13 protein-coding genes are annotated in these 17,738 nt (G+C 72.8%); 3 read left to right on the forward strand and 10 right to left on the reverse strand.

Features of this window, described 5'->3' with window-relative positions; genetic code table 11:
- Nucleotides 1-11: 11 nt before the first annotated feature.
- Entirely contained in the window at nt 12-1,256 is a 1,245-nt protein-coding gene (locus tag AB0B98_RS12540; protein ID WP_357362543.1) for a bifunctional pyridoxamine 5'-phosphate oxidase family protein/GNAT family N-acetyltransferase, read from the forward strand.
- On the forward strand, nt 1,256-1,927 hold the full coding sequence (leuE, locus tag AB0B98_RS12545) for a leucine efflux protein LeuE (RefSeq protein ID WP_334506922.1): 672 nt from the start codon (nt 1,256-1,258) through the stop codon (nt 1,925-1,927). Before AB0B98_RS12540 ends, leuE begins: the two co-directional genes overlap by 1 nt.
- A gap of 160 nt (nt 1,928-2,087) precedes the next feature.
- On the opposite strand, the gene AB0B98_RS12550 is transcribed toward leuE, so the two are convergent.
- The 10 genes from AB0B98_RS12550 to AB0B98_RS12595 all read right to left on the reverse strand — a co-directional run bounded on the left by AB0B98_RS12550 (nt 2,088) and on the right by AB0B98_RS12595 (nt 12,813).
- On the reverse strand, nt 2,088-3,017 hold the full coding sequence (locus tag AB0B98_RS12550) for a sporulation protein (RefSeq protein WP_357362545.1): 930 nt from the start codon (nt 3,015-3,017) through the stop codon (nt 2,088-2,090).
- Nucleotides 3,018-3,149: 132 nt separating this feature from the next.
- Nucleotides 3,150-4,214: a hemolysin family protein gene (locus tag AB0B98_RS12555; RefSeq protein WP_238671794.1), complete on the reverse strand. Its 1,065-nt coding sequence runs from the start codon at nt 4,212-4,214 to the stop codon at nt 3,150-3,152.
- Nucleotides 4,211-5,566 (reverse strand): hemolysin family protein, encoded by a 1,356-nt coding sequence (locus AB0B98_RS12560; protein WP_357362547.1) that lies wholly within the window; start codon nt 5,564-5,566, stop codon nt 4,211-4,213. Before AB0B98_RS12560 ends, AB0B98_RS12555 begins: the two co-directional genes overlap by 4 nt.
- Nucleotides 5,567-5,782: 216 nt before the next feature.
- A complete protein-coding gene (mnhG, locus tag AB0B98_RS12565) occupies nt 5,783-6,142 on the reverse strand; it encodes a monovalent cation/H(+) antiporter subunit G (protein WP_357362750.1) in 360 nt (119 codons plus the stop codon).
- Nucleotides 6,142-6,405 carry a monovalent cation/H+ antiporter complex subunit F gene (locus AB0B98_RS12570; protein WP_112586633.1) on the reverse strand — a complete coding sequence of 88 codons (264 nt, stop codon included), beginning with the start codon at nt 6,403-6,405 and terminating at the stop codon, nt 6,142-6,144. Before AB0B98_RS12570 ends, mnhG begins: the two co-directional genes overlap by 1 nt.
- Nucleotides 6,402-7,013, reverse strand: coding sequence for a Na+/H+ antiporter subunit E (locus tag AB0B98_RS12575; RefSeq protein WP_357362549.1), 612 nt, complete (start codon nt 7,011-7,013; stop codon nt 6,402-6,404). Before AB0B98_RS12575 ends, AB0B98_RS12570 begins: the two co-directional genes overlap by 4 nt.
- On the reverse strand, nt 7,010-8,515 hold the full coding sequence (locus tag AB0B98_RS12580) for a Na+/H+ antiporter subunit D (RefSeq protein ID WP_238671791.1): 1,506 nt from the start codon (nt 8,513-8,515) through the stop codon (nt 7,010-7,012). The genes AB0B98_RS12575 and AB0B98_RS12580 overlap by 4 nt, the downstream gene beginning before the upstream one ends.
- Nucleotides 8,515-8,994: a Na(+)/H(+) antiporter subunit C gene (locus AB0B98_RS12585; protein WP_238671790.1), complete on the reverse strand. Its 480-nt coding sequence runs from the start codon at nt 8,992-8,994 to the stop codon at nt 8,515-8,517. Before AB0B98_RS12585 ends, AB0B98_RS12580 begins: the two co-directional genes overlap by 1 nt.
- Nucleotides 8,995-9,108: 114 nt before the next feature.
- A complete protein-coding gene (locus tag AB0B98_RS12590; RefSeq protein WP_357362551.1) occupies nt 9,109-11,943 on the reverse strand; it encodes a Na+/H+ antiporter subunit A in 2,835 nt (944 codons plus the stop codon).
- A 483-nt stretch (nt 11,944-12,426) separates the two neighbouring features.
- A complete protein-coding gene (locus AB0B98_RS12595) occupies nt 12,427-12,813 on the reverse strand; it encodes a hypothetical protein (protein ID WP_357362553.1) in 387 nt (128 codons plus the stop codon).
- A gap of 178 nt (nt 12,814-12,991) precedes the next feature.
- On the opposite strand from AB0B98_RS12595, the gene AB0B98_RS12600 reads away from it, so the two are divergent.
- The gene (locus tag AB0B98_RS12600) at nt 12,992-17,662 is read left to right on the forward strand and encodes a DEAD/DEAH box helicase (protein WP_357362555.1); all 4,671 of its coding nucleotides are present in this window, start codon (nt 12,992-12,994) and stop codon (nt 17,660-17,662) included.
- Nucleotides 17,663-17,738: the final 76 nt, after the last annotated feature.

Consider the following 17,738-nt stretch of genomic DNA (forward strand, 5'->3'; position numbering starts at 1 on the left):
GGGGCGCGCGCATGTATCCACCCACCGCCCGGACCACCCCCCACCGCTCCCGCGACAAGATGAGCTACGACCAGGCCGCCGCCCACGCCGTGCTCGACGAGGCGTACGACTGCGCGCTCAGCTTCACGGTCGACGGCCAGCCACGGGTGCTGCCCACCCTGCACGTCCGCATCGGCGACACGCTCTACCTGCACGGCTCCACCGGCAGTCGGCCACTGCTCGCCGCCCGGGGCGACGACGGGTTGCCGGTCTGCGTCGCGGTGACACTGCTCGACGGGCTCGTCTACGCCCGCTCCCAGTTCCACCACAGCGCCAACTACCGCTCGGTCGTCGCGCACGGCACCGCCCGACTGGTCACCGACGAGCGGGAGAAGCTCGCCATGCTCACCGCGCTGGTCGAGAAGGTCGGCGCGGGACGCAGCACCGCCACCCGTCCGCCCAGCCGTCGCGAACTGGCCGAGACCGCCGTACTGGCACTGCCACTGCGCGAGGTGTCCGTCCGGGCCCGCACCGGCGGCGTCCGCGAGGACGAGGCCGACCTGGACCTGCCGCACTGGGCCGGCGTACTGCCCCTGCGACTGACCGCCGGGGCACCCGAGCCGGACGCCGGAGTCACCGCGCCGCTGCCGGCGTACCTGCGCACGCCCCGCACACCCTGGCACGACCCGGTGCCGCTGCACGGCGAGCACGTTCGGCTGGAGCCGCTGGAGCTGGCCCACACCGACGAGTTGCACGCCGCCACAGCGGACCCCGTGGTGTGGCGGCACCTCAGCGTCGCGCCGCCCACCGCCCCCGCCGAAACGGCCGAGGTGATCGGCACCGCCCTGGCCGCCCAGCACCGGGGAGAACGGGTGGCCTGGGTGCAGCGGTGCGCCACGACCGGGGCGGTGGTGGGCAGCACCTCCTACTACGACATCGACCCGGAGCGGCGGGCGGTGGCCATCGGGCACACCTTCCTCGGCCGGCAGTGGTGGCGTACCGGAATCAACACCGAGGCCAAGCTGCTGCTGCTCAGCCGGGCCTTCGACGACCTGGGCGCGGTACGGGTCGCCTGGCACACCGACATCCGCAACGTCCGCTCCCAGGCGGCCATCGAACGGCTCGGCGCGACCCGGGAAGGGGTGCTGCGGATGCACCGGCAACGCCCGGACGGCTCCTGGCGGGACACCGTGCAGTACGCGATGACAGTCGACGAGTGGCCGAACGCACAGGCCAGGCTGCGAGAAAGACTTCTGCGGACGGCACCGGTGGCGTGATGATGGCGGGCGTGCTGGGGATCACCGACATCTGGACGTACGTGCTGGGCACCGTGGCCATCATCCTGCTGCCCGGGCCGAACTCACTCTTCGTGCTCTCCACGGCGGCCAAGCGGGGCGTCGCGGTCGGCTACCGGGCCGCCGGTGGCGTGTTCGTCGGCGACGGGGTGCTGATGTTCCTCTCCGCCGCCGGGGTGGCGTCGCTGCTCAAGGCGTACCCGCCGCTGTTCATGGTGATCAAGTACGCCGGTGCCGCGTACCTCGGTTATGTAGGGGTGACCATGCTGCTCGGCGCCGTGCGGCGCTGGCGCGACCGCAACGACCCGAGCACGCCGCGGCTCATCGACGCCGCAGAGCCGGCGGCGATGCGCAGCCCGTTCCGCAAGGCGCTGGTGATCAGCCTGCTGAACCCGAAGGCGATCCTGTTCTTCATCTCGTTCTTCATCCAGTTCGTCGACCCCGGCTACGCCTGGCCGGCGCTGTCGTTCCTGCTGCTCGGGCTGATCGCGCAGGTGACCAGCGCGCTCTACCTGACCGCGTTGATCTTCGCGGGCACCTTCCTGGCCACCCAGTTCCGCCAACGCCGCCGCCTGGCGGCGGGTGGCACCACAGCCGTGGCAGCCCTGTTCCTGGCCTTCAGCCTCAAGCTAGCCACCGCCAGCGCCGGCTAACCCACCGCCACCGCCAGCGCCAGCGCCGGCCAGCCCGCCGCGATCTTGCACTTTCGGTCGTCGAAACGCGCACTCTGAGCTGGTTTGTCGCCGCAGAAACTGCAAGATCGCGGGGGTGGGAGGGCGGGGGCGCGGGGGTGGGGGTGGGGTGGGGGTGGGGTTAGGTGCCGTCGCCGCCGGAGCCGCCACCTCCTACGCCCGCGCCGCCGGCGGTGCCGCCCAGGCCGTAGCCCGGGCGGATCGGCTCGTCGGGATGGCGGCTGACGTGGGCCGACCCCGCGATCTGCGCGGACCAGTCGGCGTGCGCGGCCGCGGCGGCGTGCCGGTTGATCGCCTGGCGGATCCAGCCGTCGACGGTGGCGACCCAGTCCCGCCGGTCGGCGTCCTCGTGCCAGATCCGGAACCGGCTGATGCTCTGGTGGGTGATTCCGGCCAGCGCCAGCCGGCGATCCATCCAGAGGATCGCCTCCAGGCCCGCCGAGTTGGTCACGAAGATCACTTCCAGCTCGGTGATCGGGCCGGCGTAGAGCGGCCCCACCCAGTAGCCCCAGCGTTGGTGCAACGGCAGGGTGTGCTCCACCCCCGGCAACCCGCCCTCCTGCAACCCGGACTGGCGGATCATGAAGCCCAGCGTGTCCAGCGCCGCCAGCACGTGCTGCTGGGTGGGGATCGGATGCACGAACACCGGCACCATGGCCCCCTGGTCGAGGTCGGGGTCGAGCGACACCTCGGTCCGCAGGCCCATCCGCAGGCTCAGCAGCGGCACCCCACCGAAGGTGGTCACCGGGGTCTCCCACGGCAGCGGGAACGCGAAGTCGACAGCCCGCCGCCGACCGGCCGGTACGACGAACCGGCCAGCGATCGGCAGGTGGTGAAACTGCACGAGACGTCGGGCCGCGGCCGGATCGTCCGGCTCGACAGTGGTGACGAGGCCAAGTCGGATGTGCCGCACCAGCACGTCCTCCGGGCCGGCCGCGAGGGTCACCCGCCCCGGCAGGCGAAGGCCCGGGCGGGTACTCGGGTTGGGCAGCGTGGTCTGCACGGAGAGCCCGGTGCCACCGGATTGCGGGGACACTCCCGTCAGCCGCACCGCGCGCCCCCTCCCGGGACGGGGCCCCGCCGGCCCCACCAGGCGCGCCTACCCGGTCGGGGTCGGCTCAAGCCCGCCGCCGAGCCGAGCGTTGACCCGGCCGCACTTCATCAGTGCGGCCGGGTCGGCAGGTCAGCGCAACCGACGCCCGCGCGGAACCGTGTCGGTCTCGTCGTCGAACTCCCCGATGACCTCCTCGAGGAGGTCCTCCAGGGCCACGAACCCGATCGGCCGGGCCGGGCCACCGCCATTGCGGACCAGCGCGAGCTGCGACTGCCGGGCCCGCATCGCCGCCACCGCCTCGGTGACCGAGGACGTCGCCGGCAGGGTGAACGCGGGGGTCATCAGCTCCCCGGCGGTGGCGACCCGGCCGGTGGTCACCACCCGTACCGCCTCCCGCACGTGCACGAGCCCGCACACGTCGCCCGCCTCGTCGAGTACCGCGAGCCGGGATCGGCCGCTGCCCCGGCTGACCTCTTCGATCCGCTCGGCCGGGTCGTCCCGGCGGACGGTGACCATGGTCGAGAACGGTTCCATCACCTGCGCCACCGAGGTGCCCTGCAACTCCAGCATGCTGGTCAGCAGTTGGTGCTGCTCGGCGCCGAGCAGCCCGTGCTCTCGGGACTGCTCCAGCAGGATCCGCAGCTCGTCCGGGCCGTGCACCTGGGCGAGCTGGTCCTGCTGATTGACGCCGAACAGCCGCAGGATCGCGTTGGCCAGGGCGTTCAGCGCGGAGAGCACCGGCCGGGAAACCCGGGCGAAGGCGCGGAACGGCAACGCGAGCAGCGTCGCCGAGCGCTCCGCGTCGGTGATCGCCCACGACTTCGGTGCCATCTCCCCCACCACCAGGTGCAGGAAGGTCACCACCCCGAGGGCGAAGACCAGGGCGATCAGGTGACTGGCCGCGTCCGGTATGCCCACCGCGTGCAGCAGGGGGCTGAGCAGGTGCTCGATCGCCGGCTCGGCCAGCGCGCCGAGACCCAGTGTGCACAACGTGATGCCGAGCTGCGCGCCGGCCAGCATCAGCGACAACTCGCGGACGCCGTCCAGCGCGGCGCGTGCCGCCCGGCCACCGTTCGCCGCCGCCTGCTCCAGGCGGTAGCGCTTGCTGGCCACCAGGGCGAACTCGGCGGCCACGAAGAACCCGTTCAGCGCCAGCAGGATCACCGAACTGAACAGTGCGATCCCGGGGCTCATGAGGTCACCTCGGGTTTGGTCAGCTGCAACCGCACCGAGTCGGCCACGTGCCGGTCCACGGCCAGCACCTCGACCAACGCCCGGGGCTCCATCTCGTTGTCCTCGCCGTCCGCACCCTCCGGCTGCAGGCTGATCTCCAGCCGGTCACCGACCTCGGGCACCCGGCCCAGCTCCCGCATCACCAACCCGGACAGGGTGTCGTACTCGGGGGCCTCGGGCAGGGCGATGCCGGTGCTGTCGGCGACCTCGTCGATCCGCCAGCGGGCCGGCACCACCCAGGACCCGTCGTCCTGCCGGGCCGGTGCCCGCTCCGGTGGGTCGTCCTCGTCGCGGATCGGGCCGACCAGCTCCTCGGCGATGTCCTCCAGCGTGATGACACCGGCGAAGCCGCCGTACTCGTCGACCACGCACGCCATCTGCCGGTGCCCGGACCGCAGGCGGTCGAGCACCGTCGGCAGAGGCAACGTCTCCGGCACGAGCAGCGGCGGCCCGGCCACCGCGCTCACCGGGGTGGTGGCCCGCTCCGCCGGGGGTACGCCGAGCACGTCGGCGATGCCGACGATGCCGAGCAGGTCGTCGACGCCCTCCGCACCGCGTACCGGGAAACGGGAGTGGCCGGTGTCCAGCAGCTCGACCACCCGGCTCACCGGTTCGTGCCCCCGGACGGTGTGCACGTCGACGCGCGGCACCATGGCCTCGCCGGCTGTCAGTTCGCGGAAGTCCAGACCTCGGTCGAGCAGCGTGGACATCTCGGCGTCGAGGCTGCCCTCCTCGCGGGACTCGGCGATGATCTGTTCCAGGTCCGCCGGGGTGGCGCCGCTGGGCAGCTCCTCGATCGGCTCGATGCCGATGCGGCGCAGCAGCCGGACCGAGGCCCGGTCGAAGAGCCGGATCAGCGGCCCGGCGACGGCGAGGTAGATCAGGGTGGAGCGGCTCAGCGCCCGGGCCAGTTGTTCGGCCCGGGCGATGGCCAGGTTCTTCGGGGCCAGCTCACCGAGGACCATCTGCACGATGGTGGCGATGACCAGGGCCAACGCCACCGACAGCGGCAGACTGACCGCCTCGCTGACGCCGGCCACGCCGAGCAGGTCGGCGAGACCACCGCCCAGGTACGGCTCGGCGACGTAGCCGACCAGCAGCGCGGTGACGGTGATGCCGAGTTGGGCACCGGAGAGCATGAAGGAGAGGCGGCTGGTGACGGTAAGCGCCCGGGCGGCGGCCTGATCGCCGTCATCGGCGAGCTGGCGCAGCTTGCCCCGGTCCACTGCCACGTAGCCGAACTCCTGCGCCACGAAGTAGCCGGTGGCGGCAGTGAGAATGGTGATCAGAAGGAGACCAACGACGATCAACACGGGTCGCTCAGGGCTCCCGGGGTCGTCGGTACGGGGATATGCCGGGCACGACCCGGCTGGCTACTGCTGCCCTCCTGGGCAGAAGAGTCGATCATGCCGTCATTTTATCGGCGCTGGCTGGGACTCCGCTGGGGGTGGGCCGAAGGAGCGCAACGTCCGGTTCAGCGGACGCCTCCAGCGTCCCGCCGGGTCGGCAGACCGGGCGCCTGGCGGTCGTCACGCCGGGCCCGCCGACCCGCCGCCTGGTCCGCGTTCGGCCAGCTCATCGGCGTCGAGCAGACTCCGGTCGAGCCGCCCCGACCGGTACGCGGCCCGCCCGATCATCTGCGCGGCCACCGGCGCGGTCGCCAACTGGAAGACAGCCACCAGCAGGATCATGCCCAGGTCGGCCGGGGACCGCAGCCGCAACGCGATGCCCAGCAGCAACAGGAGCACCCCCAGCACCTGCGGCTTGGTGGCCGCGTGCATCCGGGACAGCGCGTCCGGGAAACGCAGTACGCCGATCCCGGCGGCCAGGGCGAGCAGCGCGCCGGCCACCAGACAACCGGCGCCGAGCCAGTCCGCGACCGTCGCGATCACTGCTGCTCCCGAACGGCGAAGCGGACCAGCGACACCGAGCCCACGAAGCCGAGCAGGGAGAGCACCACCAGCACGGGCAGCGTGGTGGCGTGCCGGTTGACCGCCGCCTCGGCGCCCACCGCGCCGACCATCGTGGCGAGCAGCATGTCCGCGGCGATCACCCGGTCCACCAGCGACGGGCCACGGTAGAGGCGGGTCAGCGCGAGGAGCGCGGTGACCGACAGCAGTGCGGTGAGGACGACGGCCAGGAAGGTGGTCACGGGCTGGTTCCCTTCTCGGGTGAGGTGACGTCAAGTCGGCGCAGCTCGCTGGTGGAGCCGACCGCGCGGACGACCCGCCGCTCGACGGCGAGCGCGCGGGCCCGGGCCATGCCGAGGTCGGCGGGGCCGTGGGTGTCCAGGACGTGCAGGTAGAGCGTTCCGGCGTCCCGGTCCACCTCGAGGATCAGCGTGCCCGGCACCAACGAGACCACCTCGGCGGTGAGCGCCAGGTTCAGGTCGGTGGCCACCCGCAACCGGACCGCGATGATCGCCCCGCGCGGTCGGTAGCCGAACTGCACGGCGATCCGGGCGATGTGCAGGCTCGCGGTGACCAGCTCGACGGCGAACCGGCCCGCGAACACCAGCAGTGCCCACGGTCGCAACCGGCCACCGAAGCTGACCGCCGGCAGCGGGTAGAACACCAGCACGGCCCCGCCCACCAGCAGGCCACCGACCAGGTTGGCCCAGTTGATGTCGCCCCAGAGCAGGTTCCAGACCACCACCAGCCACCCGAGCGCCACCGCCTGGTCCCCCCAGCGCCCGAGCCGGCCCCGCCCCACCACGGCGGGCCCGGGGGCGTCGGGAGCCGGCTCCGGCGAGCCCGTCACGGCACACCGTCCGGCAGCACGGCACGGACGTACGGGGTGCGCAGCCGCAGGTCCGCGGCAGCGTCGGCGGTGACGTCGAAGAGCGGACCGGCCAGCACTGTCAACGCCAGCCCGATGGCGACCAGGGCAACTGTGGCGCCGACCATCAGCCGCGGCAACTGGACGACCGGCTTGCTGGTGGCCAGCCGGGGCGAGCGCCAGAAGGCGATGTTCCACACCCGGGACGCCACGTACAGGGTGAGCAGGCTGGTCAGCGTCCCGGCCGCGACCAGCACCCCGGGCAGCGGCCCGCCGGCGGCCACCCCGGCCTGGAGCAGACCGAGCTTGCCGAGAAAGCCGGAGAACGGTGGCACTCCGGCGAGGTTCATGGCCGGAATGAAGAAGAGCACACCCAGCAGCGGCGCCACCCGGGCCAGCCCTCCGATACGACGCAGGTCGGTGCTGCCGGCACGTTCCTCGACCAGCCCGGCGACGAGGAACAGCGTGGTCTGGATGGTGATGTGGTGCACCACGTAGAAGATCGCGCCGGAGAGGCCGGCGGCGGTGCTCAACGCCACCCCGAAGATCATGTAGCCGATGTGACTGACCAGTGTGAACGAGAAGAGTCGCTTCAGGTCGGACTGGGCCACCGCACCGAGAATGCCGATCACCATAGTCAGTCCGGCGACGACCATGAGCAGGATGTGGGCACGCCCACCGGGAAACAGCAACGTCTCGGTACGGATGATCGCGTAGACACCCACCTTGGTGAGCAGACCCGCGAAGACGGCGGTGACCGGGGCCGGCGCGGTGGGGTAGCTGTCCGGCAGCCAGGCCGACAGGGGGAAGACCGCCGCCTTGACCGCGAAGGCCAGGAGCAGCATCAACTCCAGGGCCAGTCGGACACCGTCGGGCAGGTCGTCGAGACGCTGGGCGAGCTGGGCGAGATTGAGCGTGCCGGTGGCCGCGTACACCAGACCCACCGAGGTCAGGAAGATCATCGAGGAGAGGATGCTGACCACCACGTACGTCGACCCGGTCCGGATCCGGGTCTCAGTGCCCCCCAGGGTGATCAGCACGAAGCTCGCGGCCAGCAGAATCTCGAACCCGACGAAGAGGTTGAACAGGTCACCAGCCAGGAACGCGTTGGTGACGCCGGCGGTGAGCACCAGGTACGTCGGGTGGAAGATCGACACCGGCGAGCTCTCGCTGGTATCGCTGCGACCCTGGCCGATCGAGTAGAACAGCACGCAGAGGGTCACCGCCGAGGAGACCACCAGCATCAGCGCGGCCAGTTGATCGGCCACCAGGACGATGCCGACCGGCGCCGGCCACCCACCGACCGCCACCACCACCGGCCCGTGCCGGTACGCCTGCACCAGCAGCAGCACCGCCACCGTGAGCGTGCCGCTCAGGCACAACACACTGATCGCGCGCTGGAGTCGGGGCTTCCCGGCCAGCAGCAGGGTCAGCGCCGCACCGAGCAGCGGCACCACCACCGGCAGCGGCACCAGGGCGCGCATCACGACTCGTCCCCGCGTCGTAACCGGCGGCGGGCCGGCTCGGGATCGACCTGCTCCGGATCGCCGTTCGGGCCCTCCCCACCGCGATCGACAGCACCCACCTCGTTGCGCCCGGCCCGCCGGATGATCTGCCGGTCCTCCAGGTCGTCGGGCACCTCGTCGTCGCCGGAGAGATACCAGCTGCGGTACGCCACAGCGAGCAGGAACGCGGTGAACCCGAAGGTGATCACAATGGAGGTCAACACCATCGCCTGCGGCAGCGGGTCACTCATCCGGTCCACCGGACCGGTGCCGACGACCGGCGCCCCGCCCGACCGCCCGCCCAACAGGATCAACAGGTTCACCCCGTTGCCGAGCATGACCACCCCGAGCAGGATCCGGGTCAGGCTGCGCTCCAACAGCAGGATCACACCGCACCCGACCAGCACCGCGACGGCCAGCACCAGCACCAACGTCGGGCCCGCACCGCTCCGCGTCACAGCGCCACCTCTGTTCGCGACCGCGGGGCTCGCAAAACCGGCTCACTCCTCGCGCTCACCGCGCCACCTCTGTTCGCGACTGCGGGGCTCGCAAACCCGGCTCACTCCTCGCGCTCACGCCCGGTCCCCCTTGTCGACGGCCAACCCGCCGGCAGCTGTGCCGGTGGCCTCGATGTGCCGGTCCACCTCGGCACCGAGGCTGCGCAGAATGTCCAGCACCAACCCGATCACGACCAGGTAGACGCCGATGTCGAAGAAGAGCGACGTGACCAGATGGGCGTCGCCGATCAGTGGCAGCGCCCGGTCGACCTTCGCGCTCTCCAGCACCGACCCGCCAACCAGCAGCGCCACCACGCCACTGCCCACCGCCATGGCCAGCCCGGCGCCGAGAATCGCGCCGGCGCCGATCGGGGCCGCCTCGGTCAGCTCGTACCGGCCGCCGGCCAGATAGCGCACCACCAGGGCGAGACCCGCCACCAGCCCGCCGGCGAACCCGCCACCCGGCGCGTTGTGCCCGGAGAAGAGCAGGAACAGCGAGAACAACACGACGGTGTGGAAGATCAGCCGGGTGACCACCTCCAATACGATCGAGCGGCGCTCCTCGTAGAGGGTCGGACCACCGCGCAGCCAGACCGGCCGGCCGCGTCCACCCTCCCCCTGCTCGGAACCGGGCCGGCGCGGCCGCGGCCCGGTACGGGAGCGCTCGAAGATCAGGCTGGCCACCCCGGTCGCGGCCACCACCAGCACCGCCAGCTCGCCCATCGTGTCCCAGGCCCTGATGTCGACAAGGGTCACGTTGACCACGTTGCGGCCGTACCCGTGCGCCACCGCCAGATCGGGGAAGGCGGCGGAGATGTCCGGTGCCCGGCGTGCGCCGACGGCGGTGAGGGCCAACCCGGCGGCCACCACCCCCGCCGCCACCCCGATCAACCGACGGGCCCAGCGGGTACGGCGCAGCGGGCGGGCCGAGAACCGCTCCGGCAGGCGACGGAGCACCAGCACGAAGACCGCGATCGTCGACGTTTCCACCAGAAACTGGGTGAGCGCCAGGTCGGGCGCTCCGTGCAGCACGAACAACATCGCCGTGCCGTAGCCGGTCATGCCCACCAGCAGCATCGCGGTCAGCCGGCGACGGGCGCCGACCGCCAGCACCGCCGCCACCGTGATCACCACGACGACCACCGGTTGCAGAGGGCTGTCCCAGAGCGGAATCCGCGCCCGCCAGGGGCTGACGGAGAGCATCGCCGCGCCCGGCACCAGCACCAGGGTGACCAGGATGATGCCCAGATACTGCGGCAGCGAGCCGCGCTGGGTGGCGCTGGTGACCTCGATGGCCAGCCGGTCGAACCGGCCGATGACCCACTCGTACCCCTGGTTTCCCCGCACCGGAGATCGGAGCCGGGCCAGCACCGGGGTGAGCGGCCCGCGCACGGCGAAGAGCAGGCCGCCGCCGACGAGCGCCAGCACTGACAGGCCGAGCGCCGGGGTCGGCCCGGCCCAGAGCGCCAGGTGCGCGTCGACCCCGCCGAGCAGATCGGCGTACGGGCGCAGCAGGTCGTCGAGCACGCTCGCGGCAGGACCGGCGAGCAGACCGACACCGGCGAGCACCGCAGGCGGGACCAGCAGCGACGCGGCGATCGGCCCCGGCGGGACCGGTGCCACACCGGGCCGGTCGGCGAACGCGCCCCAGAGGAAACGGGCGCTGTACGCGACGGTGAGCACCGTCCCGGCGACCAGACCGGTGAGGAGCAGTGGCTGGTCGGTGAACGCCCCGAACACCGCCTCCTTGGCCACGAAGCCGACCAGCGGCGGCACACCGGCCATCGACGCCGCGGCCAGCACGGCGACCACGAACAGCGGCCGGGACCAGTGCCGCAGCCCGGACAGCTCGCGCAGGTCACGGGTGCCGGCACCGTGGTCGATGATGCCGACGACAAGGAACAGCGCCGCCTTGAACAGGGCGTGCGCCAGCAGCATCGCGGTGCCGGCCAGCGCGGCGTCCGGTGTCCCCGAGCCGGTCACCGCGACCAGCAGACCGAGCTGACTGACAGTCCCGTACGCCAGCAGCAGCTTGAGGTCGGTCTGGCGCAGCGCGGCCCACCCGCCGAGCAGCATGGTCGCCACGCCGGCGACCTGCACCACCGGCCGCCACGGGCCGACAGTGGCGAGCGTCGGCGCGAGCAGCCCGACCAGGTAGACGCCGGCCTTGACCATGGCGGCGGCGTGCAGGTAGGCGCTGACCGGCGTGGGTGCCGCCATCGCCACCGGCAGCCACGAGCTGAACGGCAGCACCGCCGACTTGGACAGCGCGCCGGCCAGGATCAGCAGCACGGCGCCAACCAGGTAGCTGCCGCCGGGCAGTGGCTGCGCGCTGATCTGCGACCAGCGGTAGGTGCCGGCGTGCTCGCCCAGCATGATGAAGCCGACCAGCATGGCGAGGCCGCCCAGCGTGGTGACTGTCAACGCCTGCGCCGCCGCCCAACGGCTGGACCGCCGTTCGGTGCTGTGCCCGATCAGCAGGTACGAGAAGATCGTGGTCAGCTCCCAGCCGACGTAGAGCAGCAGCAGGTCGTCAGCGAAGACCAGGACGAGCATCGCGCCCGCGAACGCGACCAGGACCGCGGCGAACTGCGCCAGCCCGATGGAACCGGCACCGAAGTAGCGGGCGCTGTAAACCAGCACCAGCGCGCCGACGCCGCCGATCAGCAGCGTCATCAGCCAGGACAGCGTGGTGAGCCGGAACGCGATGTCGAGGCCCAACTGCCGGATCCACGGGTACGTCTCGACCACCGCCCCACCGTCGGCGACGGCCGCGGTGCGAGCCACCGCCCAGCAGAACGCGGCGGCCGGCGCGAGCGCCAGCGGGTAGCACGCGCGCGGACCCCACCAGCGAACGAGCACGGGCGCGGCGAGGGCCGCCACGAGATGGAGGACGAGCAGTACCAGCACCTGCGCTCCCGATCGACATGGCCGACGCCCGTGGCAGCGGTGGCGCCTAGCAGCGATCAGACGCCAGTTCCTCCCCCGCCGGGCGGTTTTGCCAGAATTCGCCCGCCAACCCCATAGCGCGCCTCAACCCCACCCCGGACTCGCAACCTCCCCGCCTGCGTGACTCGCACCCTCCCCGCCTGCCTGACTCGCAACCTCCCCGCCTGCGTCGATCTTGCAGTTTCGGCTGTCGAGACGCACGGAATGCCCCCCTATGCCGCGACAGCAAGTGCAAGATCGCGGGGAACGAGCAGCCCGACCTCGTCGATCATGGAGTTGTGGTGCCTGACTTGGTGTCTTACGGGGCATTTGTACCCCACCACAACTCCATGATCGACGGGGGCTGGGTGGGGCGGGGTGGGGCGGGGCAGGGCAGGGCAGCGCGAGCCCGGGCAGGGCAGGGCGAGGCGAGGGTGCGGCGGGGCAGGGCGGGGTGGGGCCTCGTCAGTGCAGGAGGGCGTTGTTGAGGGGTTGCGCGTCGTCGGGGATGGGGCGGTCGCGGCGTAGCTCGGCCAGCAGGTCGAGGCGGCCGAGTTGGCGGGCGACCCGGTCGACCACCCGCTCGGCGGCGGTCAGCGACCGCACCGACAGCAGGCGGCCACGGCTCTCGCGACGCAGCACGAAGTAGTGCACGGCAACGCGGACCTGACCCCGGTCGGCGGCGCTGGCCTGGGCGGTGCAGAGAACCATCTCGCGCAGACAGTGGGCGAGACGTTCGGCGAGCTCGAGCTCGGGGCCGTGCAGACCGGCGCGGAGCGCGGTGAGGTGGCTGTCGACCTTGCGAATCAGCACGTCGGTGCCCGGTTCGACAGTGCGCTGCTCGCCGGCCATCAGATCACCTCACCCCGGTTCGCGTTGCGAGTGAAGTTACTTTATGTTGCTCCTCAGAAGCAAGCAGTTAAGTGAGACTTAACGTATTAAGCGCACGTTCCACGCTTTTTGCCTTTTGCTGGCTCATTCCGTCGTGAGGTCGCTCGTGGATGTCGGACCGGCGGGGCACGATGGACCGGTGACCGGGGCAGAGGCAGACGCCGGCGCGGTGCTGGCCGGGTTCGGGCCGGCCACCCGCGCCTGGTTCGACAACGCCTTCGCCGCCCCGACCGCCGCGCAGACCGGCGCCTGGCGATCGGTCGCCGCTGGCCGCAACGCGCTGGTGGTGGCGCCCACCGGCTCGGGCAAGACGCTCGCGGCCTTTCTCTGGTCGCTGGACCGACTGGCCCGCGAGCCAGCACCGGCCGAGGCCCGCCAACGGTGCCGCGTGCTCTACGTCAGCCCGCTCAAGGCTCTCGCCGTCGACGTGGAGCGCAACCTGCGCGCCCCGCTGGCCGGCATCCGGCAGGCGGCCACCCGGTTGGGCGTCGCACCGCCCGACATCACCGTCGGCATGCGCACGGGCGACACGCCCGCCGACGAGCGCCGAGCTTTCGCCCGCACTCCGCCGGACATCCTCATCACCACCCCCGAGTCGCTGTTCCTGCTACTCACGTCCGCGGCTCGCGACTCGCTGCGCGGCGTCCAGACGGTGATCGTCGACGAGGTGCACGCGGTGGCCGGCAGCAAACGCGGCGCCCACCTCGCCCTCTCCCTAGAACGCCTCGACGAGTTGCTGCCCGCCCCGGCACAGCGCATCGGCCTCTCGGCCACCGTCCGGCCGATCGACGCCTGCGCGCAGTTCCTCGGCGGCGCCCGCCCGGTCGACGTGGTGCAGCCGGCCACCCCGAAGACCATCGAGGTCAGCGTGCAGGTCCCGGTGGAGGACATGACCCGCCTGGACGAGCAGGAGCAGCCACCGGAGGACGACCTCGGCGGCCCCGGGCCACGTCGGGCGTCGATCTGGCCGGCCGTGGAGGAGCGGGTCTTCACGCTCATCGGGCAGCACCGCTCGACAATCGTCTTCACCAACTCCCGGCGCAGTGCCGAGCGCCTCTGCGCCCGGCTCAACGAGCTTGCCGCCGAGGCGGTGGCCGCATCCGCGTCGGGCGAGGGCGCGATCGGCGTACCGGAGGGGTTGCCGACCGGCGACGACCCGGCGGGCGACGGTGACCCGGCGTCCGGCGCGCAGAGCTGGGGTGGCCCCGCCGGTCCGGTGCGCAACCGGCCGCCGGCCGAGGTGATGGCCCAGTCCGGCGCGGCCACCGGCGCGGCGCCCGTGATCGCGCGCGCCCACCACGGCAGCGTCTCCCGGGAGGAACGCAAGCACATCGAGGAGGCGCTCAAGTCCGGCCAGCTCCCGGCTGTGGTGGCCACCTCCAGCCTGGAGCTCGGCATCGACATGGGCGCGGTCGACCTGGTGGTGCAGATCGAGGCGCCGCCCAGCGTGGCCGCCGGCCTGCAACGGGTCGGCCGGGCCGGGCACCAGGTGGGCGCGGTCTCGCGGGGGGTGGTCTTCCCCAAGCACCGCGGCGACCTGCTCTCCTGCGCGGTGGTCGCCGAGCGGATGACCGCCGGCGCGATCGAGGAGCTGCACTACCCGCGCAACCCCCTGGACGTGCTGGCCCAGCAGATCGTCGCGATGGTGGCGCTGGAGCCGTGGCCGCTCGGCGACCTGGCGGTGCTGGTCCGCCGGGCCGCGCCCTTCGCCGAGCTTCCCGACTCGGCGCTGCACGCAGTGCTCGACATGCTCTCCGGCCGCTACCCGTCCACGGCGTTCGCCGAGCTGCGTCCCCGGCTGGTCTGGGACCGGGCCACCGACCTGCTCACCGGCCGTCAGGGAGCGCAACGCCTCGCGGTGACCAGCGGCGGAACGATCCCCGACCGGGGCCTGTTCGGGGTGTTCCTGGCCGGCGCCGAGCGGGCCGCCCGGGTCGGCGAGCTGGACGAGGAGATGGTCTACGAGTCCCGGGTCGGCGACGTCTTCCTGCTCGGCTCGTCCTCCTGGCGGATCGAGGAGATCACTCCGGACCGGGTGCTGGTGTCGCCCGCTCCGGGCCAGGCCGCGCGCATGCCGTTCTGGAAGGGCGACCAGCTAGGTCGGCCGGTGGAGCTGGGCCGGGCCATCGGCGCCCGGGTGCGCGCTCTGCTGCGCCAGACCGACGAGGCGGCCCTGGCCGCGCTGCGCGACGGCGGGTTGGACGACTGGGCCGCCCGCAACCTGATGGCCTACCTGCGCGACCAGCGGGAAGCGACCCGCTCGCTGCCCGACGACCGCACGGTAGTGGTCGAGCGGTTCCGCGACGAGCTGGGTGACTGGCGGCTGGCCGTGCACAGCGTGCTCGGTGCCCGGGTCAACGGACCCTGGGCCCTCGCTGTGGGCCGCCGGCTGGCCGAGCGGTACGGGGTCGACGCGCAGGTGATGCCCTCCGACGACGGCATCGTGGTGCGTCTTCCGGACACCGCCGACGAGCCGCCCGGCGCCGACGTGGTGGTCTTCGAGCCCGACGAGATCACCCAGCTCGTGGAGGAGTCGGTCGGCACCTCCGCCCTCTTCGCCGCCCGTTTCCGGGAGTGCGCCGCCCGGTCGCTGCTGCTGCCGCGCCGCGACCCGCGCCGCCGCCAACCGCTCTGGCAGCAACGGCAACGCGCCGCGCAACTGCTCGACGTCGCCCGCGAGTACGCGGACTTCCCGGTCACCCTGGAGGCCGCTCGGGAGTGCCTCCAGGACGTCTTCGACCAACCCGCGCTGGCCGGGTTGATGCGCGACCTGGCCACCCGCAAGGTGCGGCTGGTCGAGGTGGAGACCAGCGCGCCGTCGCCGTTCGCGCGGTCGCTGCTCTTCGGCTACGTCGGCGCGTTCCTCTACGAGGGCGACGCCCCGCTGGCCGAGCGCCGCGCCGCCGCACTCGCCCTCGACTCCACGCTCCTCGGCGAGCTCCTCGGCCGGGTTGACCTGCGGGAGCTGCTCGACCCGGCGGTGCTCACCGAGACCGACCGGCAGCTGCGGTGGCTTACCGATCAGCGCCGCCCCCGCGACGCCGAGGACGTCGTCGAGCTGCTGCGGGTGCTCGGTGACCTGAGCGACGCCGAGTTGACCGAGCGGGGTGTGCCGCAGACGTGGCTCAGCGAGCTGGAGGCCACCCGCCGGGTGCTGCGGGTCCGGATCGCGGGCGAGCAGCGCTGGGTGGGCGTCGAGGACGCCGCCCGCCTGCGCGACGCCCTCGGCGTGGCACTGCCGATGGGAGTGGCCGAGGCTTATCTCGCCCCGGTGGCCGACCCGCTCGGCGACCTGGTGGCCCGCTACGCCCGCACCCACGGGCCGTTCGCCGCGGCCAGCTGCGCGGCCCGCTTCGGGCTCGGGGTCTTCGTGGTCGAGCAGGCGCTGCGCCGGCTCGGCGCCACCGGGCGGGTGGTGTCCGGTGAGTTCACTCCCGATTCCGCCGGCGCCCAGTGGTGCGACGCCGAGGTGCTGCGGATGCTGCGCCGCCGCTCGCTGGCGGCGCTGCGCCGGGAGATCGAGCCGGTGCCGCCCCGGGCCCTCGCCACGTTCCTGCCGCGCTGGCAGCAGGTCGGCTCGTCCGCCCGAGGTGTGGAGGCGCTCGCCGCCACTGTGGAGCAGTTGCAGGGCACTGCGGTGCCGGCGTCCGCGCTGGAGCGGTTGGTGCTGCCCGCCCGGGTCGCGGACTACTCCCCCGCCCAGCTCGACGAGCTGTGCGCCAGCGGGGAGGTGCTCTGGGCGGGTTCGGGTGCGATCTCCGGGGGCGACGGCTGGGTCACCCTGGCGTACGCGGACGCCGCGCCGCTGCTGCTCCCGCCGCCCGACGAGGCGTTGACCCGTACCCCGCTGCACGACGCGGTGCTCGACGCGCTCGGCGGCGGGCAGGCGCTGTTCTTCCGCCCGCTGGCCGACCGGGTCGGGTCGACCGACGACGCCGCGTTGACCGCTGTGATCTGGGATCTGGTCTGGGCGGGGCACCTCAGCAACGACACCCTCGCCCCGCTGCGCGCGGTGCTCGGTGCCGGCGGCGCGCACCGCTCCCGGCCGTCCGCGCCGCGCACCCGTTACCGGCGGCCCGGTCGGGTGGCGCTGCCGACCCGGGGTGGCCCGCCGACAGTCGCCGGCCGCTGGTCGCGGCTCCCGGATCGGGACCTCGACCCGACCCGGCGCGCCGCGGCGCTCGCCGACCTGCTGCTGGAGCGGCACGGGGTGGTCACCCGGGGCGCGGTGATGGCCGAGCAGGTGGTCGGCGGGTTCTCGGCGGTCTACCCGGTGCTGTCGGCGCTGGAGGAACGCGGCGCGGCCCGCCGGGGTTACTTCGTCGAAGGGCTCGGGGCGGCGCAGTTCGCCGTACCCGGTGCGGTGGACCGGCTGCGCGCGCTGGCCGAGCCGACCGACGGCGCACGGGGTCGGGGCGCGGTGGCCACCGTGCTCGCCGCGACCGACCCGGCCAACCCGTACGGCGCGGCGCTGCCCTGGCCGGAACGGGTGATCGACTCCGGCGACGGTGCCACCCCGGCGACCGGGCACCGGGCCGGTCGCAAGGCGGGTGCCCTGGTGGTGCAGGTCGGTGGTGACCTCGTCCTCTACGTCGAACGCGGCGGCCGAACGCTGCTGTCCTTCACCGACGACACCGACACGCTCGGTGCGGCCGGCAAGGCACTCGCCGACGCCGTCCACTCCGGGGCGTTGGGCGCGATGTCGGTGGAGCGGGCCGACGGCGAGGCGGTGCACTCGTCGCCGCTGCGGGACGCGTTGACCGCCGCCGGCTTCCGGGCCACCCCTCGCGGCCTGCGCCTGCGCGGCTGACCAGTCGGTTACGGCCCACCCTGGCGACCGGGCTTGCGCGGCCGCCGAGGGCAAAGCCGCACAGAGCCTGATGTCT

Source organism: Micromonospora sp. NPDC048947, from assembly GCF_040649495.1.
GTDB lineage: Bacteria > Actinomycetota > Actinomycetes > Mycobacteriales > Micromonosporaceae > Micromonospora > Micromonospora alfalfae.